The following is a 21,828-nucleotide window of genomic DNA, read 5'->3' on the forward strand; positions in this document are numbered from 1 at the left end:
GCGGTTAATACAATTCCCATTCGTTTTCCTCATCATAATTTTTCGCCTCCATTGTATTACCAGATTGTTGTTGCATTTCATATTGTTTATCCAATTGCTTTTGCTGCTGCCAGTGAATAAATTCTTCAATCAGACCGGCTATGGAACGGTGCAGGATGGCAGCCTGCGCCTGCTCTCCTGCAATGCGTTCCTGTATTGCTTTCGTCTGTGCAGCAATCAACTCCTCATATTTTCGCTCTGCCAGCATTTGCTCTATCTGGAGTTTGGTTTTGCCCTTAAAATCCTCGGGGCAGAGGTTGGTAAGAAATGTTTTCTCATAAATTTGCGGGTCATTTGGATGATTGCTGGCGCCCAGTGCTGCCAATACCTCGGACACCAGAGGAAAGTCGTGCCAAGCCGTATCAATCACAAAGTCATTAAATCCGATGCTTTGCAAAATATTTTCGCTGGTAAAATCACCATAGGACATCAGCTTCCAGTTAGAGCATTTGCGTTCCTCCTCAAGTCCATAGGTGCCGGCCTGTACCGTGAACAAAAGGCTTTTCTTTCTTCCGATGTCACAGTCAATACCGCATTCCGACAGCAGCAGTTTGAAGTCAGCTGTGTTGCTGCTGACCTGTACGCAGCGGGCAACATCCTCTGCAAGCTGTTGTTTCCAGCTAAGCTTGGCTTTGTATTCCCCATAGAAACGATGTCCTTTATGGGGCTTTTCATAGACATTTAAGCCATATTCCCGGCATAGGTCATCGGATCTGCCTCGCATCTGTTTTAGATCCTCCGGCGAGGCTTGCCACTTTCGGCCATCTACATGACTGACGGTATTCACCACATAATGAATATGCAGCTGGGGACCGTTGGTATGGACGGCAGCACAAATCTGAAGTTCTTTGAAGTGCTCATAGCGATCCATGAATTTCTGCCTGATTTCCAATGCCTGCTCCGGAGTGAGATTATCATAGCGATAAAAGCTTTGTACAAAGTGCGCATACTGACGGCCAATCCACGAAGATAGGGACGGTGTCAGTTTACTGCCGTTTACATGGATTCTCTCTTTTGAAAATTTGATTGTTTGTGACTTTATGGAGCTTGTCAGCCGTAGGCTAAGGGTCAAACGGTGCAAGCTATGCAATCGTTACTTTGTGTTAAAAAATAAACACCATGCAGAATATTGCAGCCGAAAAACAGAAAACGGTCGCACCTGCAAGCAAGCGGGGGCCGAAGCTGGTATTTAATGCAGAACTGGAAAAGCCGGAGAATTCTGCTCTCAGGGAGTATGAGCGAATCCGACGTATGAAACAGCCGCAGCTGGAGCGTGACCGTAATAAGGAAATGGCGAAAAATGAAGGCGAAGCACAGGAGAAATTTGATGCATGGTCGGAGCCTGCGATGGCGGCAAGAGAGAGGTTTGTGAATGAAGAGATTTCCGAGAGTGCATTCTTGTCGAAAATTAAAAAATGACAAGTTTTTAATTTGTAAGATACAGGATAAATGGCTAAAAAGTATATGTATTTACAAAGGCTTATCGTTTTTTCTTGTATGATGCTATAGCTTATGATATAATATAAAGTAAAAAATATATCACAGCGAGGTGGTATTGTATGGATTTGAGTGAAATAATTAAAAAAGTGCGTTTAGAACTGGGGATGTCCCAAGAAGGACTCGCTCGAGAACTTCATGTTGGATTCACTTCAGTGAACAGATGGGAAAATGGACATACAAAACCGAACCAGATTGCTCGACATGCTTTAATAGAACTTTGCAGAAATAATGATGTAGATTCCGGCTTAATTTTACTAATTGAAAAAGCCAAATAGTTATTAATGATGACTATAATTCTGCAAGAAAGGGAGATCTTTTTATGAAAGCCGAAAAAGAAATTGAAATAAGCTTTATTAAAAAGCTGCAAGATTTAAAATACAAATATCGTGAAGATATTCGAGATAAGGCTTCCCTTGAAGCTAATTTTAGAGAACAGTTCGAAAAATTAAATCGTGTTAAGCTAAGTGATTCCGAATTTGTTCGTCTTCGAGATACCATTGTTACTGCGGATGTGTTTGCAGCGGCTAAAATATTGAGAGAAACGAACACTTTTAAGCGTGATGATGATACACCTTTACAATACACACTTGTAAATATTAAAGACTGGTGCAAAAACGAATTTGAAGTAGTCAATCAGTTACGCATTAATACAGATAATAGCAATCACCGTTATGATGTAATTATCCTCATCAATGGTGTCCCTGTTGTTCAAATCGAGCTAAAAACCTTGCAAATTACACCCAAAAAAGCTATGGAACAAATTGTTAATTACAAAAACGATCCTGGAAATGGTTACACAAATTCATTACTGTGCTTTATGCAGCTCTTTATTGTAAGCAACGAAACCAATACCTACTATTTTGCAAATAATCATACGGAACATTTTTGTTTTAATGCAGACGAAAGATTTTTACCCATATATGAGTTCGCAGACAAAGACAACAAAAAAATCACAAACCTCTATGAGTTCACCACGAACTTTCTACCCAAATGCACTCTTGGCGAACTAATCAGTAGATATATAGTACTTGTGGTAAGCGAGCAAAAATTGATTATAATGCGTCCTTATCAGATTTATGCTGTCAAAGCAATCATTGATTGCATTAACGAAAACAGAGGGAACGGCTATATTTGGCATACCACTGGAAGTGGAAAAACGCTCACATCATTTAAGACATCAACACTTTTGAAGGATAATCCTGAAATCGAAAAGTGTCTATTTGTTGTAGATAGAAAAGATCTCGATCGGCAAACTCGATTGGAGTTTAACAAATTTCAAGAAGGCTGTGTTGAGGAAAATACCAATACCGAAAATTTGGTTAGACGGCTTACATCAGATGACTATAAAGATAAAGTCATTGTTACTACCATTCAAAAATTAGGGCTGGCTCTGGATGAAGACAGTAAACGAAACCAAGAGAAGAAAAGAAAGGGGCAGCTCACTTTTAAAGAAAGATTGGCAAAGCTCCAAAACAAGCGTATTGCTATTATTTTTGATGAGTGCCATCGCTCTCAATTTGGAGAGAATCATGATGCAATCAAAAACTTCTTCCCCAAAGCACAGCTTTTTGGATTTACGGGAACACCGATTTTTGAAGAGAATTCAACCTACAAACAGATAGATGGTACTATAGGCTCTTACATAACAACAACAGATGTTTTCCAACAAGAGCTTCATGCCTACACTATCACCAATGCAATTGACGATGGTAATGTATTGCGTTTCCATATTGATTATTTCAAACCTGATGACTCACAAAAAGCTGCAAAAGCAGGCTCCACAATAAGCAAAAGGAAGATGGCTGAAGCAATTCTTTCAAAACATGATGCATCAACCTACAACAGAAGATACAATGCTATCTTTGCTACGGCATCTATTAATGATGCTATTGAATATTTTGATTTATTCAAAGAATTGCAAGAAGAATTTGATAAAGCCAATCAAGACTTTACGCCTCTTAACATTGCTTGCATTTTCTCTCCGCCAGCAGAGGGGAATAAGGATGTCAAACAGCTTCAAGAAGACCTCTCGCAGGAAAAGGCAGACAACCAAGAAAATCCAGACAAGAAAAAAGCTGCTCTTAAAGCAATCATAAATGATTACAACAAGAAATACGGAACAAATCATAGCATAAATGAATTTGATCTATACTATCAAGATGTACAGAAACGCATTAAAGATCAACAATACAGCAACGCAGATTATCCGCATGAAAACAAAATAGACATTGTTATCGTTGTTGATATGCTGTTAACTGGTTTTGACTCCAAATATTTGAACACCTTATATGTGGATAAAAACCTGAAGCAACACGGCCTAATTCAAGCCTTTTCAAGAACAAATCGTGTGCTGAATCCTACAAAACCTTATGGAAATATTATTGACTTCAGAGGGCAAGAAAAAGAAGTCAATGATGCAATCAAACTCTTTTCGGGCAAGGAAAACGCTGAAAAAGTAAAAGAAATTTGGCTTGTAGATCCTGCACCCGTTGTGATTGAAAAGCTGGATAAAGCCGTTGCAGCACTTGAAAAGTTTATGAAATCACAAGGCCTTGAGTGCAAGCCTGAGGAAGTGAGCAATCTTAAGGGGGATACTGCTCGTGCGGAGTTCATTGACAAGTTCAAAGAAGTGCAACGCCTAAAAACGCAGCTTGACCAATATACCGAAATAAAAGAGGAGCAAGCCGCCGAAATTGCCGGGCTGTTGCCTGAAGATACCATACGGGCATTCCGAGGAGCCTATCTTGAAACAGCCGAAAGATTAAAAGAGCAGCAAGGAAAAGAAATTGAGGATAGAGTACCCGAGGTAGAACAGCTCGATTTTGAGTTTGTTCTGTTTTCCTCTGCTATTATTGACTACGATTATATCATGTCGCTTCTTTCTAAATATACTCAACCCGATGTACCGAAGAAAGAAAAGATGACGAAAAAGGAATTGGTGGACCTGATTGCTTCAACCTCTAATTTTATGGAAGAACGCAAGGATATTGAGGAATACATCGAGGAACTTGACAAGTATCTTAAAGCTTTCGAGGGTAATAAGGGACTTACTGAACAGGAAGTAATGGACGGTTATAAAAAGTTCAAAACTGAAAAATCGGCAAACGAGCTTGTGGCTCTGTCCGATAAACATGGTCTTGAGGCTCAGTCCTTGCAAGTATTTGTTGACGCTATTATGGAAAGAAAGATTTTTGACGGCGAAAAGTTAAGCGACTTGTTAGAGCCACTTGACCTTGGCTGGCGTGATAGAACCAAGAAAGAATTAGAACTTATGGATGACTTGATTCCACTGCTCAAAAAATTAGCCGGTGGGCAAGAGATCGTGGGGTTGAAAGCGTATGAATAAGAATGTGAAAACGGCACTAATTCCGAAATACAGGTTTTGGGAATTTGTTGAAAACGGTCCAGTTATTTGTGAAAATGGGAATTTGATTTTTAAGCAAGTTAGTAATAAAACTCATAATTCGGATTTGCCTATACTTGCTATTTCCCAAGAATATGGAGCAATTCCAAGAGATGAAATCGATTATAAGGTTTCAGTTACAGAAAAAAGCCTTGAAAGCTATAAAGTTGTGGAAAAAGGCGACTTTATAATTAGCCTAAGATCATTTCAAGGCGGTATTGAATACTCCACATATCATGGCATTTGCAGTCCTGCATATATAATTTTACGCAAAAAGATTGATGTTGAGGAGCAATATTATAAATACTATTTTAAGTCCAACAGATTTATTCAAGATTTAAATAAAGACCTTGAGGGAATAAGAGATGGTAAGATGGTAAACTATAATCAGTTTTCCAATATACTATTGCCTAAACCCGATAAGAAAGAACAACAAAAAATCGCAGACTGCCTAATCTCTCTTGATGATTTAATCACTGCAGAGGATAAGAAACTATCGGCACTGAAAGACCACAAAAAAGGTTTAATGCAAAAACTCTTCCCTGTCGAAGGCAAAACTGTTCCGGAGTGGAGGTTTCCGGAGTTTAGGGATTGTGAAGAGTGGGAATATTTTAAGCTTTCAGATATAGGCGAAATAATCACAGGTAGCACCCCGGCCACCAATAAAAATGAATATTATGGAGGGCAATTTATGTTTGCTTCTCCATCGGATATTTCCGATAAAAGATATTTAAATTCAACCAAAACAACTTTATCAGAATTGGGATTTCAACAAACAAGACATATTAAAGCGAATAGCATACTATTTGTTTGCATTGGTTCTACTATCGGAAAATTGGCTCAAAACCGGGAAGTCTGTGCTACAAATCAACAAATTAATTCATTGGTTCCATTTGAGAATTATCACAATAGTTTTGTTTATTTTGCCTTAGAATTCAGTTCCAATGTAATTAGTAATTTGGCAGGTAAACAAGCAGTTCCTATTGTAAATAAAACATTGTTTTCCAATGTAGTAATCCCGTTGCCACTTGAGAAGAAAGAACAAGAAAAAATTTCCGATTGCCTTTCTTCAGTTGATGAATTAATTGCTGGACAGGCTGACAAAATCAAAGCCTTAAAGGAACAGAAGAAAGGCTTAATGCAAGGACTATTTCCTTCTATTGAGGAGGTGAGTCGATGAGCACTAAAAGGTACACGAATTTAAAAGGGTTAGCACGCAATATCCGTGATACCCTTGGCACAGCAGACACACCCGACACAAAAAATTACTTCCTTCTTTTTGCTTATAATGGAACCGGGAAAACAAGACTTTCCGGAGAATTTAAAGATTTAGGCAAAAGAAGAATCCGTGGTAGTGAAGAAAAAGCACGAGATACTTTATACTATAATGCTTTCACAGAGGATCTTTTTACTTGGTACAATGACTTAGAAGCAGATACAGATAGGCAACTGCTTTTTAATACAAACTCTCGCTTTTTCGATGGTTTAAGAGATCTTGAAATGGAAACTCGTATACGTGAGTTTTTGAGGGTTCACGCTGATTTTGACTTTACTATCAATTATGAAGATGGCTATGTCAGTTTTTCACGAGAAGTCCAAAATAGAGAAGGAGCAGAAACTATTACTGGAATCAAAATCTCTCGCGGCGAAGAAAATATGTTTATTTGGTGCTTCTTTCTCGCCATAGTGCAACTGGTAAAGCTCGAAGCTCTGTCCTATGACTGGGTCAAATATATTTACATAGACGATCCAATATCATCTCTTGACGACAATAATGTTGTAGCGGTAGCGTGTCAGCTTGCAGAATTACTTAAGGATTGTCAAATCAAAACCGTTATTTCTACTCATCACGCATTGTTTTTTAATGTAATGTATAATGAGTTAAAAAAAGAGAGTACGGCAAGTCGTTTTTTAAGTTTTGACAAGGAAACATGCAAATATATAGTTAAGAATACAGGCGATACACCGTTTTTCCACCATGTGGCATTATTAAAAGAATTGAAAAAAGCAGCGGACAGCGGGAAAATCTATACCTATCATTTCAATATTTTGAGAAATCTCCTTGAGAAAACAGCAGCATTTCACGGATTTGATAATTTCTCAGCTTGCATAAAGCTAGAAGATGATGATTTAGACGGTGTAATCTATGCACGAATGACAAATCTACTAAGCCATGGAAATCATTCAATGTTTAATCCTGTTGAAATGGTTGATGACAATAAGGAAATTTTCAAAAAGGTATTAATCGGGTTTATGGAAACTTATAAATTTAACGATGACTTATTTACAGGGGAATAGAGGTGCCACTTATGAACAATATACAACAAAAAGAATTAGGCAAAACCCTTTGGGGGATTGCCGATAAACTCCGTGGAGCGATGAATGCGGACGACTTCCGTGATTATATGTTGTCGTTTCTTTTCTTACGCTATCTTTCTGATAATTATGAGACGGCTGCAAAAAAAGAGCTCGGTAGTGACTATACCAACTGTGAAAGGGAAATCGTAAACACTGTTGCAAATGAAACACACAATCAAGTTATTAGTAAATTAAAAAAACAGGTGATCGATTATTATGAAGCTTTGCCTGTTAATAAGCTACCTGTAAAAGAAGATGAAACTGATAAAAAAGTTATCCAAAAAGCAAGACAGACATTAATTGACGAATATGATAGCTTGCTTGAAAGTGGTAAGTTAACTCCCCTTGGTATTTGGTATATTAGAAATTTAGATCAGGTAAGCGTCTTTGAAAAGCAAATGCGCAGAAAGGTTCATTTTGTTATAAAGCCTCATTATTTGTGGAGCAATATATATGAATTGGCAAGAATACAAAGCAATCAGCTTTTAAAAACCTTGCAGAGAGGTTTCAAATTTATTGAAAACGAATCCTTTGATAGTACTTTTCGTGGTTTGTTTTCAGAGGTCAATCTTGACTCTGAAAAGCTTGGCAAAAACTATGAAGTGCGCAATGAAATGCTGTGCTCAATCATAACTCAAATTGCTAAAGGGCTTGCTGAGTTCACTAATGAAATTGACCTTTTAGGCAATGCTTATGAATATTTGATAGGTCAGTTTGCTGCTGGTTCAGGTAAAAAGGCCGGTGAATTCTACACGCCACAACAAATTTCCACTATCCTTTCCCGGATTGTAATACTTGATAGCCAAGAGCCTGAAAATGGTAAAAAACCATTTATCCACAATCTTTTAGACTTTGCTTGCGGATCGGGATCACTGCTTATCAATGTCAAGAAACAACTTGAACCTAATAGTATTGGGCAAATATATGGGCAAGAAAAAAATGTCACAACTTATAACCTTGCCCGTATGAATATGCTCCTTCATGGATTTAAAGATTCAGAGTTTCAAATTTTTCATGGCGATTCATTAACCAACGATTGGCCAATACTTAGCGAGATGAATCCAGCTAAAAAACTAAAGTGTGATGCTATAGTAGCAAATCCGCCTTTTAGTTATCGTTGGGAGCCAAATGATACTCTTACAGAAGATTTTCGATTTAAAAACTATGGCCTTGCTCCCAAGTCAGCAGCTGACTTTGCTTTTCTATTACATGGATTTCACTTTTTAAGTGATGATGGTACTATGGCGATTATTTTGCCTCATGGTGTTCTATTTCGTGGTGGAGCGGAAGAAAAAATCAGAACTAAACTGCTGAAAGATGGAAATATTGATACAGTCATAGGTTTACCGTCCAACCTATTTTTCTCTACCGGTATCCCGGTTTGTATTCTTGTGCTTAAGAAATGCAAAAAGCCAGATGATGTGCTATTTATAAACGCAAGTGAGTATTACGAAAAAGGAAAACGCCAAAATGTTCTTTTGCCAGAGCATATAGATAGAATTGTTGAAACTTACCAATTCCGTAAAGAGGATGACAAAAAGTATTCTCGCCGTGTATCTATAGAGGAGATTGAAAAAAATGGTTTTAATCTTAATATTTCCCGATATGTAAGTACGGCATCAGAAGAAGAAATCGTTGACCTTACTGAAGTGGGAAAAAATTTAAACAGCATTGAAGAGAGTATAGTTGCCGCTAAAAAACGACATAATCAGTTTTTAAGAGAATTAGGTCTTCCCGAACTGCAATAAAATTTTGTTTCTTTAATAAAGCTTTTATGGTGTAACGAATAAACAGGCTCCCATCAGCAGTTGTCAGGAGCCTGTTACCTATATCACATAAATTACATCACCTTTTATCTATAATTTTACCGGTGCCGTAAATGGTATATTTAACATTTACGTACCTTCTATTATATCCCCCTGATAGGAACAATTAAATTTTGGCTATCAAACGCCGATAGCCTATCCGTTGTGCAAAGTACTGCCCCTGTGCCACGCTCCAGAGAAGCCTTATCAATCACGCCGAATACTCGAGTGAGCTGGCTTTGGGGCGTAGCCGTTTTCTTGATTTCCATGGGGTACAACCTGCCGCTGTCTTCTAGCAGAATATCTATTTCCTTGGTATCCTTATCTCGATAGTAATAAATAAAAGCTTCTCGGCCGCAATTCTGATAGCTCTTAACAATCTCCGACACCACAAAATTCTCAAGAATCGCACCGCTCATGGCACCATTCATCAGGGTATCGCTATCGCTCCATTTGGTCAGATAGGCCACCAATCCACAGTCGTAGAAATACAGCTTTGGCTTTGTCACCATGCGTTTGAGCATATTGTTGAAGTAGGGATACAGATAAAATACAATTCCCAGTCACTCCAAAATGCCCAACCACTTTTTAGCGGTGAGCTGATCGATGCCCGCAGCGTCTGCAATGGTCTTGTAATTGAGCACCTGCCCGCATAGAGCAGCGGCAGCGGTGATAAATTCCATAAAACGGCTGTCGATAGCATCGGAGATTTCCTTTGCATCACGGTCGATATAGGTGCTGATGTAGCTTGCATCTGCAAATTTTTCGGCGTGAATTAGTTTATTCAATGTAGCGTACTTCGACCTTGAAACCATACTTCTCTAGGATATATTACTTGGTAAATTTATAGGTCACTCTATCATTCGGTTGAAACTTATCAGCTCGTTCCATAATTTTATCAGTTGAAATCTGTCCTTCACCCACGCCAAAGTCCACATCAATGTTGATGTAACTGTCTATTTATGTGGGATAAAAGAACTACCGTCTCCATATGTAATACTTAGTCTATTTCACACTTATACCAAATATTGATAAACCCAAGTATTTATGCGGAATAGTATCATTCCTATCAGGTCAACATTATATCCCAAGATCACTCCTCATACTATTAATTAGATTTATACGCGATACATGAATAATATTATTTATCGGATCTCCATCTTCCCCTGCATTTTGCCCTGAAATAAACACATTATGAATAACCACTTCAAATTCTACAAGACGATTTCGTACCTCTTGTCCTGCATAAAGATCAAATGCTACTTTATCACATTCACAAAAAGATTTATATTTATCTCTAGCAATATAATATTCATCTCTATTCTCTGATATCTTATTTTTTACATATTCTCTATTTGATATTTGAGTTTCAATATCACTTTTCCGTTCATAATCTAAATTCACAACATTTAATTGATTTTTATAATCTTCAGCTTGATAATCTAAGCTTCTTAGAACAGCATCATAATGTTCCATTGAATAATTTGGAGAATACTCAACAAATTTCATGATATCATTCGGTGATGAACTTGGATAAAGACTAATAATAGAAATTAATATTTTATAAACATCATTCAAGTTTTCCCTTTTGGATTGCAGCATTTTTTGCTGTATTTCCAATTTGCTCCTAAATCTTTCAATATAAGCATTTATAATTAGTGTAATTATAGCCACTGTTAAAGTTGCGCCTGCACTAATAAGAGCTGTTATCATTGTTTCTGATATTATAATACCTCCGCACTATATCATCTCTTTATTTTCTAACTATACTTCTTATCTTTTTGTACAGTTCCACCTTCTTCCTTAATCACATTACTTCGTTTCTTCTCTGCGTGAACTCTATTAAATACATTTGAGCTTATAATCCGCGGATTATTTTCTTTAACAAGATATTCAACATCACCTGTTATAGAATCTAGCAATCTTACATTGCCCATGTATTTTTCATTACTAAGCATTACATCAATTGTTCGTTTACACCATATTTCTTTGCCTGTGGATTTTAACTCCACAAAAAAAAACCTCTTTTATTGTATCACTTCACATGACTGTAAAACCAATTCTTAAATCCCACATTTCGAGCCGCATTATATACTGGCAAAAGAATATTCTCAAGGTTTTCTTGAAATTCGCCCTTTGATATACCTTCTCTATATAATTTCATAAGCACATCATTACTATTTACATGCTCTCTACTACATTTTAAAAATTCCTTATGTACAACATCATACTTCCACATCATCTGATAAGAAAAATACTCTTTGTCACACAATGCCGTAAAATATTTATTCCACTCTGGAAGGTTATTACTTTTGCTGCTATTTATACTTTTCGTAGTAGGATGCAAATTCCAAAATTCGTCATGGGCCACATAAGACCACGGAATAAAATGATCAATCGAAAGTGTTTCTCCCGTCAAAACTTTATTTCCATAAATATCAGTAACAGGAGTAATCTCCATAATTGTCTTCCAATACTTAATAACTTTATTTAGCTTCCTATCCTGAGGCGGCTCTAATTTACTGGAAATTCCCGGAACATTCGGATTTCGCCTTTGCAAGTACATAATTAAATTATATTGAATCCATCCCTTTAAAATCTCCTGATTCTTTCTTATATAAGTACACCATTCCTGTCGTACAGAGATAGAAGTACCCATTCCGCAGATATCAGAATAATAATACATCAATCTTTTTTCCTGATTCATTCTCGATGCAAGATTGGGTTTAGAAAGGTTCCATTCACTCCCCGCAAAGGCTTCAACAAAAGGAGCCTGTAAACGATAAGGAACAAAATAAGTCAAAGTCCGCTTCATCTCAAATATCTTCTTATCCTTACACTGTTCCAGATAGTTAAGAATATTTACCTTCTTTTCACTGGTTTTCATACCGCTGATTTCATAGATATAATGTACCAAAGCTTCCAGTGTATCAGATGGCCCCAAATTTAATTTATACTCTGACACCATATACCAGGAATCTGCAATCATTTCATTTATCAATTCTTGATATGTCAGTGTCTCTTTCCCAGAGATAACCTTATTTACAATTGCCTGAAACCAAAATATTTTATAAGATTCACTCATCTTATCAAACAGTCTTCCTAAACGCTCAACACTTAAATCTTCAGAATATGGTAACTGCATCATAGTATTCTCCGCCGCAATATCTCCCTTAAATATTTTTCAGATCCGGCATCTCAAGCCCCAATGCCCTGATAAAATCCTTTTCTGTCTCTAACTCCGCCTCTGCAATAAACCGGATAAATTTCTCCGGTTCTGCGTGTGCTCCTTCCAAAGCCTGAATATAGTCATTTCTTATATAAGGAGAAATAACACAAGGCAAATACCCCTTTTGTATCAAAGCCGTATTCATCAGCAGCCTGGCCGTCCTCCCATTCCCATCTTCAAATGGATGGATAAATATAAACCTCCGATGTAATTCTGCAGCAAAGGTAACCGGATCATAGTTGTTTCGCTCTTTTTCTATCCAATCACACAAATATTTTATCTCCTGTCCTATCTTGTCCGGTGCACAAACCGGATAAGATGAACCTGTAATAACGACACGTACCGTTCTATATACTCCTGCTTTGCTTTCAGATATTCCAGAATAAAAAAGCCGGTGAAGTTCCTTAATATCTGATTCTCGAATTGTTTTCTTATCAATCAGAGAAAACATGTAATCATAAGCGTGGCTGTGTCCATAAGCTTCCAATGCTTCTCTAAGTGATTTACCTCCAACTGTAATTCCGTCCTCCAGAAGCACCTTTGTTTCACTAATTGTCAATGTATTCCCTTCCAAAGCGTTTGAAGACCAAGTTGTAGAAATGCGAAAGAAATCACGTACCTGTTTCAACATCTCCCCTTCAAACGGTCTGGCTTTCCTTATAACCTGATGGCATAATTCCACCTTTTTTATAAAATTAGTATCCAACCTTTCCCCAACCTTTCTTAATTTAGGCTCTGATAGCAATGTCTCAAACTCTGCTACAATCTCCTGATTCACTAACTTAACCATCCCTTATTTAATTACTGCCAAATATTCTGTGCTTTATTCAAAGGTTTCTATAAACTCTATCTATTTTTTCTTATCTCTAATTTTGCATAATGACCTGTAAACATTATAGCATACTTTACCCTCTTTAATAATAATATCCTAACTATTTTCTTCTAAAAAAATATATTTCTTTCGCATATTGCTCCTATGGTCTTCAACCATAGGAGCAATTAACAGCATACAATGAATCTGATTTTAGTCTACAAGACTAATTCTACACTCGTGCCGGGAATACTTATAAATCCTATCCGATAACACATCCTCCTTCGGCACTTCACTTTCATTTATCTGGCCAACCGTTTTCTGCAACTCCCCATAATCCAAATTTCCATCATCAGGAACCAAAATAGTTTCATGCAGGCTGGACGGCAATATAACAATATCTGAATTCTGAGAATCAGCGAAATCCTTCAAACACCCATCGTATAAAATACACCCGGCGCCGTTAAGCTGTTTTCTATTTGAAAGGATATATAAGGGTGGCTTCTGCGAATCAAAATCCAACAAATCATCTACCATCTCCTCCATTTCCAATTCCTCTAAATGTCCTTTCAATATATCACACATAATCTCTTTCATTGTTTTAATTTCCGACGGCAGCAATATGGGAGTATTTCTCATTGCCAGACGATACAGTTCCTCTTTCTCCACTCCCCAAGGTTCCATATGAGAGTTATGAATCAATGCCGTCATCTGACCCCCTCTATGTTCATCCAGAATCAGATAGAACACCACTGCCAGGTCCAAAAATTCAAAATATGGAACATCCTTTAAAAGCTCCTTATTCTTTTCCCTCTGAATCAGCTTAAAAGCCACCTTATCCTGCAGATTAGTAAAATCCAAAAGCTCTCTTATATCACCAAAAACTACATCATTGTTCTCCTTATACGCGGATATAATATCTTCCAGAATTTCCTGCAGTGACATCCCATGGGTAAAATGCATATAATATGAATTTAAGTAAATTGTTGGAGCAATATTTTTACTTGCCTTTCCAATAATTAGCCCATCCAGCACTATTCCGTTATTTTTTGTAATTTTCTGAATGCGAATCTCATAATCACTTCCTAATCTCTCCTGCACTGCTGCTCTAACTTCTTCTAAAAACTGATTGTAATTCATTTGTTCTTCCTCCATTATCTTTTTCATATTTTAAACAATAAAAAGAAGCATCTCCTTAGAAATGCCTCTGACAGAAAAATCACTTATTCTTTTACCCATTTCACGTAGACAATCTCAAACTCATTTTCCAATGCAACATAAATGGAGCTATTATCTCAACCCAGACTATAGCTACTCCTCCCATGCTCAAGACTGTTCTTCATTCCCTCTTTCATAACCAAACCGAACTCTTCCCACCAGATAAATAGGCACGGTTATCTTCCGGCCTGCTATACCGCCATAAGTATCTCCTTTCAGCAAATAAACAGCCTCTACCTTTTCATCTTCTAAAATCTGCTGCGCTGTCTCCGTCTCTGATTTTCCATCCTTTACCTCCACGCCATAGCTATTATCATTTTCCCAACGTTTTATAAGGAAATCAATCTCCCCTTCCTTATAGGTTCCAGACATTGGAGCTATTCCTGTTATCTCAAATCCCCTGATTCGCTTCAATAGTTCAATATACACAAAACATTTACTTACCATTCCTCTAAGCGCAGGCAAATCAATTCCTACCACATCCATAAAATATCTGCATACTCCAACATCCATAAAATAAAAATGGTTGTGCAAAGATACGTTCACGGGATCACATCCATTGGCCTTGCCACAATAACCTATGATATCTGAACAATATAGCCAGTCTATAACTGCACTAATACTTTTCCTCGTGGTTCTATTGCTTTCTCCGTTATAAATAATACGGGATAATTCTGTAATTAAATCACCATACTCCTTTTTCTCCCGGACAGAAAGCTGTGCAATCGCAGGAAATATCTGCTCCAGTAAAATCATTTCCTGTATACCGCCTAAGACTCTTGTTGATTCTTCTATAAAAGTCCCGATAATCTGCGTCAAAACCTTTTTGCATTCTTGCATATCCTGTGTTTCCATATAACAATTTATGACATCCGGATAGCCGCCTATTTCACAATATATTTTATAATATTCTTTTAATTCATCATATTGCAAGGGATTACTGGAACCAAGCAAATCAACGCCATTATAAAGTTCCCTTTTTCCAAATGCCGCTACAAATTCTTCGAATGACAATGTATTAAGCATCAAATTCTCTGTGTCTCCTGCTGAAAGAAAATACCCCTTTTCCAATGTCTTCCCTAAGTAACTGCCTGCAACTATAAAATGGCATAAAAACTCTCTTGAAAATTCTCTGATTCTAGAATACACTTTCGCTGATTCCTGAATCTCATCTATAGCAATAATGGTGTCTTTATTATCCTCGAACTGGGAATCGAACAATCGGAAAGCTTCATGCAGCGCCTTTTCTATCCGCGGCTCTCCGGGCTTCCAGGCAGATGCCTGTTCCATGCAAGCCAGAAATTGTTCACCGGACAGCTGAGCCATATTGATATAGATATAAATTTTGTAATTTTCTTTTGCAAATTTATCCAGAATAAATGTCTTACCAGTCTGTCTGGCACCTTTTAATTCCAGGACCTTACCGCTGTCACGCTGCTTCCAACGAAGCAGATCATTGTAAATATTTCGCTTCAGCTCCACCAGAGTCATCCTCCCTTTTCCAATATTTCTACTGTAACACACCATAACCCTAATTCAAATTCTTTTCAGTAAAATATATTCCTGAAATCCTTATCTTTCATTATAGCTGCTCCCTTTATCATAACTTTAAAATTACTTTTAAAGCCCTGGCTCCATCTTTCATACCGGCAAGATACAGATAGCGGCTTTCTTCTGCCGACTGTATAACCCATTCATCCCAAAACTGCTCCATAGCAACTTTTGATTCCTCATCCAACCGTTCAAGAATATCTTTCATCTTGTGGTTTAGCTCCCTTTCCTCATGAAGGGTTTCATCAGAACGTGCATTTAACAGCATCTCAATACGGTCACAAATGATCTGTTCCAGTAAATCTTCCACATTCATATCATCACCTTTTCCTTCTTTTTTGCAACAAAAAAAGCCCCCGCAGTCCCACACCGCAAGGGCTAATCCTATTGTACTTGTTGAAACCAATCCGGCTCATTATGAGAAACGCGGACCGGAAGCCCATCTTTATAGATGGCAATTCTTCTAAATTCCTTAGTATTATCATACAGAGAAGCCAGATTACACATAGGAAGAACAATCGTCAAGTTCTGGAATGTTTCCAAATACCGTTTTTCCACATCCTTATCCGGTATTCCATGCCCACCTTTTGATACACGGTAGGCAATCCTCTGTTTTGCCAATTCTACAGAATCAATTCCTACATAATAAAGTTCAATGTAATATCCCTGATTCCTGGCCTTTTCTATTGTTCTAAAAATAGTCTTTCCACAGAGCGTTGTTTCCTGATAAAAGGAACTTCCGATAGATAGGCATTGATTCAATTCCTGAACAGCCCGTTTTCCACTTTCATAACATCACTGGTTATTTTCCAGTCCCCAAATGTTTTAAGAATTTCATCTATATTAATTCTAGGCATCTGATGATACTTGAGAAAAGTCTGATACAGCGTAGACTTCCCAGCCCCATTCACTCCTGCAAAAATAACATATCGTTTCATCAAAACCGATTCTCCTCAATGACCTTTCGCTGTCTCTGCTGAAGGACAAGGTCACTGATCATGGAATAAAATTCCTGCTCTTCTTCCGTCTCCGCCCCAAGGATTAACTGCGTAGTCTCATCAGGATCTAATTTCATGCACTCTTTGTACAACATTTTCAAGGTTTCATTCGTTGACATATCATCACTCCTTCCTTGTAAGTAAGTCCATTATATCATAGGAACATAATGAAATACAATGAGCACTCGAACATTTGTATCGACTTATGCCAGATACCCGATCATTTATGCCAGTACATTTTTTGCCACGTGCTCTGTAAATCAGCCTTCCATTTCATTCTGCTTCTGCTCCTTACTCAAGTCCACAAAGAGTTCCTCCTAATGTTCTTGTCCATAAATACTTAAAAATATTTCCTCCGCTATCTCTTTCTGTCCCAGGCTCAGTTTAAGAAAATCCTCTCCGGTATACCGCCGCCCGACAAGCTCTAGAATATAGCAAACTCCGAATAAAGAATGATAAAATGCCTCCCGGTTCTTATAAATCTCTCTCTTGGAAAAACATTTCTTTTGAAGTTGACTAAAGCTATTGCATCTTGAAAAATACGCCTATCACTCTGACTTACCTTTATCATGCCACCTCACCGCTTTCCAATGTTTCCGGCAAACACTCATTCCGTATCTCGCTCATATCAATGGAAAGCTGTGTTTTCACAGTTTCATCCAAGGTGATGGCTTTCTGAAAATCCGACTTAATCGGTGCATATTTTAACAGCTGCTTAATCACCGTCTTTTTGGCCATCCCCTCATAATTACTCTTCCACGGGCTAAAATCCGAAGTAAACGCTTTTGAATATTTGGTGGCATAAGCATCTACATAGCTTTTGCTCATAACTTCAAAGCGAAAGCCACCATTATCCAGCCGGAAGATTGCGTAAAAAGCCCTGATTTCTCCCGGCTCATCAAAAGATGGCCGATGAGTCAAAGATGGATGAAGGCCCAATTCATAAGAAAATTCATCATTTTCATACACCACCTGAGCCTCAATGCTCTGCATCCTGTCATTGCGATATGCTAAATCAATCAGTCCCCGATATCCCAGCTGAAACTGACACTCCAATATTCCTTTGTTTTTATAAGGGATTAAATATGCTTGTCCTAAGGGTGTATTCGGTTCCAGACCTAATTGTGCTGCGTTCATCAAAGCTGCAATAAAACTCATAGGCGTACACTCTGCCAACTTTGGTGTATTATTAATTGCAGACAGCGCCATTCTTGTAAATCGTTCCGGCGTAAGAATACTTGGAAGCGCCCGTTTGATTTCCGGTTCAAGGGCCTTAACCATATCAACGATTGTCATATTTTTTGTCAGCCTGACGGATTGACTTTGACCTCCGCCGCCTGCTGCCCTCTTCTCTAATTCCTGTTTTACATCTGACATTTTCTCATCCCTTTCATTTTAGTTCATTTAATTAATTTGGAAAGGACCATCCTGTATCCAGCAAGACGGTCCCTCTCCTCAATACTCAAAGTATCAAATTAACATAATTACGTCTGAAATTAACGACTGAATATATAATTTTGTATGATTCCTCTCTCTCATCTCATAAAAAACCAAATCATTTACCTGACTGTCCGCCTTTATATTATATTACATCACAGGTCGTGAGACCTCCCCACTAAAAGATTTTTGCGGATATCCGAAAATGTATCCTCTATAGAAGCAGTTCTTTCATTTTCCACATCATCCTGAGCTTCCGCCAACATTTTCCACAATTCCAATTCGGTTTTCATTTTTTCATACTGTACATGGCTCATCAAAACGGTATCCTCCCGACCATTTACAGTAATAAAAACTGGTTCTTGGGATTGCCGTGTTAAGGCTGATATCTCCAAATACTTATTTTGTAAATCAGATGAAGGTATGATTGCTTCCATTATGTGGCCTCCTCGTCATGATTTTATGGCATTATTATAACGTGATAACGATACATGTACAATCTGCATTTTTTCATTAAGCAAAACAAGCATCCTGTGAAGTGTTAAACTTGAGCCTTTACATCTTTAAACCTCAAACCATTACGCCGCCTTAACAGTAAATCGTCTTGACTGGCTGCATTTGGCAAAATCCCGGTAAAGATCTGGCCGTTCCTCCTTTAATCGCTTGCTGTCAATACGGACTGTATCCACATTGCTCCAGGAAACTCTATAGCGCTCATTAAATGCCATTTCATATTCGCCCATATAAAGCTTAAGCTGCTGTTCAATCTGATTCTGCTCCTGTGTCAACTTCTTTGCCAGAAGAATGATTTCTTCCCTCCTTTTTAACTGCTCATTTAAATGAGATGGAAGAGGAATCGTCTTTTTATAGGCCGTTGGAAAATACCGGTGAATCACTTCATTTGAAATATCACTGCCGTCCGGGTCCGGCATATTTCCTGACAAAACATGGCCCTCCCAGAATTCCTTTTCTATGACAATCAAATTTTGAATCAGCTCCTCATCACGTTCAATCTTCTTATACTTAAATTCCCTTCCCAAAATCACAACAGCCAGATACCAGGCCCTCGCCCCGGTCACCGCCATATAATGATGACATTGGATTTCATAATGGGCAGGGACAGACTCTCCGGTCCATTTATCTGCATTATAGGCACTGGCCGTTTTGCATTCAAGTCCCATGTTTTCCCCTGAAATAAGGCGGTCAACATTTGCTAGCATAAAGGGATATTCTTCGCTCTGATACATAACATTGGACCGTCGTACCTTTAAGCCTGTCTCTTCCATAAAGCGCCGGGCCACATATTCTTCTAGGTCTCGCCCCTGTCTCATGGATTCATTATCATGATCTTCTACTTCTAAGCTTGTTTTTTCATAGAAAATACTCATAGGGCTGACATAGGGATTAAGACCACAGATTGCACCTGCATCAGACCCACCGATTCCCTGCTTTCTGTATTTCAGCCAATCTTCATGAGATAAGCCGTTTGTTGAAATTAACTTTTTCATTCATGCCACACCTCCAATACCAAAAGGTTCAATCCTTTCTTCCCGGAAGCTTACATATCTGCCCTCCGAACCAATCACAATATGGTCAAGCAATTCGATTCCCAGCAATACTCCGGCTTCCTTAATCCGACCTGTAATGAGAGAATCCTCTCGACTTGGCATCGGCTCTCCAGAAGGATGATTGTGAAAGCAAATGATTTTTGAAGCATTTGAAAGAATCGCATGTTTAAATAAATCCCTTGGATCTATCCCACATGAGCTCAAGCCTCCCACTGCGACGATTTCCAAAGCGATCGGCGTCATTGCTGAATCCAATGACATTACCATCATCATCTCACGATCTGAATATTCAAAGAGATGCCTCACCATATCCGCTGCCTCTTTTGCTTCATGAAAACGTTCAGTTCCATAAACAGCAGTTCCTTCCCGAATCATTTTAAGCTTTATGATCCCTACTCTCTTCTTAGGAATAGGCCGCTTCATCATACCTATTACCTTTTCTTCCTGTGTTGCATTCTTCATAAATAATCGCGCCTCCTTGCAAAAACGGAGGCCTCCAGCATTTAAGAAAGAGACTCCCGTTTTCTATATAATTATTTTATTTTCAATTACATGCACAAAATACTCTCTTCTCATCAAGATTCCCATACTACCCTTTCACAACATAAGAGAGTATTATATTAACGAACTTTCCGGAACAGCATTCCTTAGAAAAGAGGGAATGCACTTCAATGCTAAAAACAAATTCATTTTTACAGCGCTTCCCACTCACCGATTTCCATCAACAGCATCTCAATATCAATGAGTCCCTCATACCAGCATACGCTTCTTGGAACTTCATTCAAATAACATTCTGTTAGCTCACCCATATTCAGATATTCCTTAATCTGCACTTCAAATAAATCAAGTATGTCCGGATTCGCATTCTGAACCAAGAATGGAAAATCTCTGCAATTACTTAAAGCTTCCCACCTCTCCTCACCCCCTCCTTCCGGCTCAACTGGGATACCTTTTTTCTGGCTCTGCTTTTTCACCTTGCCCTCACCAGCTCATAAGCTTTATCAATCATGGCGTTCCCTTCTACTGTGCGCGCAAAAAGACTTTCCTTATAATTTGCCCGTTCTCTTAAAGGTTTCGCATGAGTGGCAAAATCCGATACAGCATTCAGGAATCGCCAGCCATGCTTTCCAGCAAATTTTAAATCCGGCGCTTCAAAATACCTCATCTTCAAATCCTCTTTCAGTCTCATCAGATTCTTCTGCTGCTGTTCCGTAGGGTTATCAAGCAAAGGAAACAATGCATCAATATATTCATACACCTGATGGTCTGTCATCTTAATTCTGCTTAGTTCATCAATAGCCTTACCAAGCTCTCCCATGTACCTGTTGGCATAAAGGAGCGTATTTCTTGCATCTTCCATCTTTCCCTCTATATTTCCGGTATGGTTTGCAGACCAGGATCTCTTTGCTGTCGCCAGGGCCAGGTTTAAAGTATTCTGGCAAACCACCCGAATAGGTGTCACTGCAGCCTTTATACCGCCTGTTCCATCGTGAGAATTCATAAACACAAGGTAAGGTTCGATTTCATCTCCGCTTATAATATAATGCTGAGGAAGCTTTGCAAGTAGCCAGGTCTTTCGCCCTTCCTGAAGAGAACCCGCCGTTTCATAGGTAACACCTTCGCCAAGTAATTCATCTGTAAAAGCAAAAGCTTCCTCATTCTGAACCACTTTGTAGCGATCGGAAACAACTCCCAGAACCTTTTCATCCATGTCCCGAATATTTGCCTTGAAGCCGTTAATTGGTATACCATCCTCCGTTTCTATAGACTTCTGAATTACCTGCCAGTCCAACCCTGCTAAAGCCAGGGCTTCTGCAGATGCAGGTGCCTCCATCACCATTGTTCCCAGCCCGTGCCAGGGCTTTTCTCTTGTGTAAAACATTGACTCCACGTTCGCTGACATAATTAACC

26 protein-coding genes are annotated in these 21,828 nt (G+C 38.4%); 7 read left to right on the plus strand and 19 right to left on the minus strand.

What is annotated here, in order from left to right:
* Positions 1 to 4 precede the first annotated feature (4 nt).
* The gene (locus ABFV83_RS15910) at positions 5 to 1,129 is read right to left on the minus strand and encodes a relaxase/mobilization nuclease domain-containing protein (protein WP_349945184.1); all 1,125 of its coding nucleotides are present in this window, start codon (positions 1,127 to 1,129) and stop codon (positions 5 to 7) included.
* Between ABFV83_RS15910 and ABFV83_RS15915 the strand changes: the two genes are divergently transcribed.
* The 7 genes from ABFV83_RS15915 (at position 1,080) to ABFV83_RS15945 (ending at position 9,048) form a co-directional block, all read left to right on the plus strand.
* Entirely contained in the window at positions 1,080 to 1,232 is a 153-nt protein-coding gene (locus ABFV83_RS15915; RefSeq protein ID WP_349945186.1) for a DUF6076 domain-containing protein, read from the plus strand. The two genes, ABFV83_RS15910 and ABFV83_RS15915, sit on opposite strands and share 50 nt — an antisense overlap.
* On the plus strand, positions 1,159 to 1,458 hold the full coding sequence (locus ABFV83_RS15920) for a hypothetical protein (RefSeq protein WP_349948962.1): 300 nt from the start codon (positions 1,159 to 1,161) through the stop codon (positions 1,456 to 1,458). The genes ABFV83_RS15915 and ABFV83_RS15920 overlap by 74 nt, the downstream gene beginning before the upstream one ends.
* A 140-nt stretch (positions 1,459 to 1,598) precedes the next feature.
* The gene (locus ABFV83_RS15925; protein ID WP_349945187.1) at positions 1,599 to 1,814 is read left to right on the plus strand and encodes a helix-turn-helix transcriptional regulator; all 216 of its coding nucleotides are present in this window, start codon (positions 1,599 to 1,601) and stop codon (positions 1,812 to 1,814) included.
* A gap of 44 nt (positions 1,815 to 1,858) precedes the next feature.
* A complete protein-coding gene (locus ABFV83_RS15930) occupies positions 1,859 to 4,885 on the plus strand; it encodes a type I restriction endonuclease subunit R (RefSeq protein WP_349945189.1) in 3,027 nt (1,008 codons plus the stop codon).
* The gene (locus ABFV83_RS15935; protein ID WP_349945191.1) at positions 4,878 to 6,122 is read left to right on the plus strand and encodes a restriction endonuclease subunit S; all 1,245 of its coding nucleotides are present in this window, start codon (positions 4,878 to 4,880) and stop codon (positions 6,120 to 6,122) included. The genes ABFV83_RS15930 and ABFV83_RS15935 overlap by 8 nt, the downstream gene beginning before the upstream one ends.
* Positions 6,119 to 7,240 (plus strand): AAA family ATPase, encoded by a 1,122-nt coding sequence (locus tag ABFV83_RS15940; protein ID WP_349945193.1) that lies wholly within the window; start codon positions 6,119 to 6,121, stop codon positions 7,238 to 7,240. Before ABFV83_RS15935 ends, ABFV83_RS15940 begins: the two co-directional genes overlap by 4 nt.
* A gap of 11 nt (positions 7,241 to 7,251) precedes the next feature.
* On the plus strand, positions 7,252 to 9,048 hold the full coding sequence (locus ABFV83_RS15945; protein WP_349945195.1) for a type I restriction-modification system subunit M: 1,797 nt from the start codon (positions 7,252 to 7,254) through the stop codon (positions 9,046 to 9,048).
* 161 nt (positions 9,049 to 9,209) lie between these two features.
* Here ABFV83_RS15945 and ABFV83_RS15950 read toward each other — a convergent pair whose 3' ends face one another.
* The 18 genes from ABFV83_RS15950 to ABFV83_RS16035 all read right to left on the minus strand — a co-directional run bounded on the left by ABFV83_RS15950 (position 9,210) and on the right by ABFV83_RS16035 (position 21,820).
* Positions 9,210 to 9,668 (minus strand): DUF4143 domain-containing protein, encoded by a 459-nt coding sequence (locus tag ABFV83_RS15950; RefSeq protein WP_349948940.1) that lies wholly within the window; start codon positions 9,666 to 9,668, stop codon positions 9,210 to 9,212.
* Positions 9,669 to 9,893 (minus strand): hypothetical protein, encoded by a 225-nt coding sequence (locus tag ABFV83_RS15955; protein ID WP_349945196.1) that lies wholly within the window; start codon positions 9,891 to 9,893, stop codon positions 9,669 to 9,671.
* Between the two features lie 292 nt (positions 9,894 to 10,185).
* Positions 10,186 to 10,818 carry a hypothetical protein gene (locus ABFV83_RS15960; RefSeq protein WP_349945198.1) on the minus strand — a complete coding sequence of 211 codons (633 nt, stop codon included), beginning with the start codon at positions 10,816 to 10,818 and terminating at the stop codon, positions 10,186 to 10,188.
* A 47-nt stretch (positions 10,819 to 10,865) separates the two neighbouring features.
* Entirely contained in the window at positions 10,866 to 11,117 is a 252-nt protein-coding gene (locus ABFV83_RS15965) for a recombinase family protein (protein WP_349945199.1), read from the minus strand.
* Between the two features lie 23 nt (positions 11,118 to 11,140).
* Positions 11,141 to 12,253 carry an HNH endonuclease domain-containing protein gene (locus tag ABFV83_RS15970; RefSeq protein WP_349945200.1) on the minus strand — a complete coding sequence of 371 codons (1,113 nt, stop codon included), beginning with the start codon at positions 12,251 to 12,253 and terminating at the stop codon, positions 11,141 to 11,143.
* 25 nt (positions 12,254 to 12,278) lie between these two features.
* Positions 12,279 to 13,112 (minus strand): Fic family protein, encoded by an 834-nt coding sequence (locus ABFV83_RS15975; protein WP_349945202.1) that lies wholly within the window; start codon positions 13,110 to 13,112, stop codon positions 12,279 to 12,281.
* 246 nt (positions 13,113 to 13,358) lie between these two features.
* The gene (locus tag ABFV83_RS15980) at positions 13,359 to 14,285 is read right to left on the minus strand and encodes a DUF5688 family protein (protein WP_349945204.1); all 927 of its coding nucleotides are present in this window, start codon (positions 14,283 to 14,285) and stop codon (positions 13,359 to 13,361) included.
* A gap of 186 nt (positions 14,286 to 14,471) precedes the next feature.
* Positions 14,472 to 15,854 (minus strand): AAA family ATPase, encoded by a 1,383-nt coding sequence (locus ABFV83_RS15985; RefSeq protein ID WP_349945205.1) that lies wholly within the window; start codon positions 15,852 to 15,854, stop codon positions 14,472 to 14,474.
* 109 nt (positions 15,855 to 15,963) lie between these two features.
* Positions 15,964 to 16,230: a hypothetical protein gene (locus tag ABFV83_RS15990; protein ID WP_349945207.1), complete on the minus strand. Its 267-nt coding sequence runs from the start codon at positions 16,228 to 16,230 to the stop codon at positions 15,964 to 15,966.
* Positions 16,231 to 16,298: 68 nt separating this feature from the next.
* Positions 16,299 to 16,676, minus strand: a complete 378-nt coding sequence (locus ABFV83_RS15995) for a hypothetical protein (RefSeq protein WP_349945208.1) — start codon at positions 16,674 to 16,676, stop codon at positions 16,299 to 16,301.
* Complete coding sequence (locus ABFV83_RS16000) at positions 16,673 to 16,852, minus strand: hypothetical protein (RefSeq protein WP_313185069.1); 180 nt, start codon at positions 16,850 to 16,852, stop codon at positions 16,673 to 16,675. The genes ABFV83_RS15995 and ABFV83_RS16000 overlap by 4 nt, the downstream gene beginning before the upstream one ends.
* Positions 16,852 to 17,031, minus strand: a complete 180-nt coding sequence (locus ABFV83_RS16005; RefSeq protein ID WP_100306416.1) for a hypothetical protein — start codon at positions 17,029 to 17,031, stop codon at positions 16,852 to 16,854. The genes ABFV83_RS16000 and ABFV83_RS16005 overlap by 1 nt, the downstream gene beginning before the upstream one ends.
* Positions 17,032 to 17,479: 448 nt before the next feature.
* Positions 17,480 to 18,289 carry a recombinase RecT gene (locus ABFV83_RS16010; protein WP_349945210.1) on the minus strand — a complete coding sequence of 270 codons (810 nt, stop codon included), beginning with the start codon at positions 18,287 to 18,289 and terminating at the stop codon, positions 17,480 to 17,482.
* Between the two features lie 215 nt (positions 18,290 to 18,504).
* Entirely contained in the window at positions 18,505 to 18,786 is a 282-nt protein-coding gene (locus ABFV83_RS16015) for a type II toxin-antitoxin system prevent-host-death family antitoxin (RefSeq protein WP_349945211.1), read from the minus strand.
* Positions 18,787 to 18,927: 141 nt separating this feature from the next.
* Positions 18,928 to 19,857, minus strand: a complete 930-nt coding sequence (locus tag ABFV83_RS16020; protein ID WP_349945213.1) for a lambda-exonuclease family protein — start codon at positions 19,855 to 19,857, stop codon at positions 18,928 to 18,930.
* Positions 19,858 to 20,379: a JAB domain-containing protein gene (locus ABFV83_RS16025; RefSeq protein ID WP_349945214.1), complete on the minus strand. Its 522-nt coding sequence runs from the start codon at positions 20,377 to 20,379 to the stop codon at positions 19,858 to 19,860.
* 230 nt (positions 20,380 to 20,609) lie between these two features.
* Complete coding sequence (locus ABFV83_RS16030) at positions 20,610 to 20,891, minus strand: hypothetical protein (RefSeq protein WP_349945216.1); 282 nt, start codon at positions 20,889 to 20,891, stop codon at positions 20,610 to 20,612.
* A complete protein-coding gene (locus ABFV83_RS16035; protein ID WP_349945217.1) occupies positions 20,888 to 21,820 on the minus strand; it encodes a DUF932 domain-containing protein in 933 nt (310 codons plus the stop codon). Before ABFV83_RS16035 ends, ABFV83_RS16030 begins: the two co-directional genes overlap by 4 nt.
* Positions 21,821 to 21,828 lie beyond the last annotated feature (8 nt).

The sequence above is a fragment of the Lacrimispora sp. BS-2 genome, assembly GCF_040207125.1.
In the GTDB taxonomy this organism is placed as follows: domain Bacteria; phylum Bacillota; class Clostridia; order Lachnospirales; family Lachnospiraceae; genus Lacrimispora.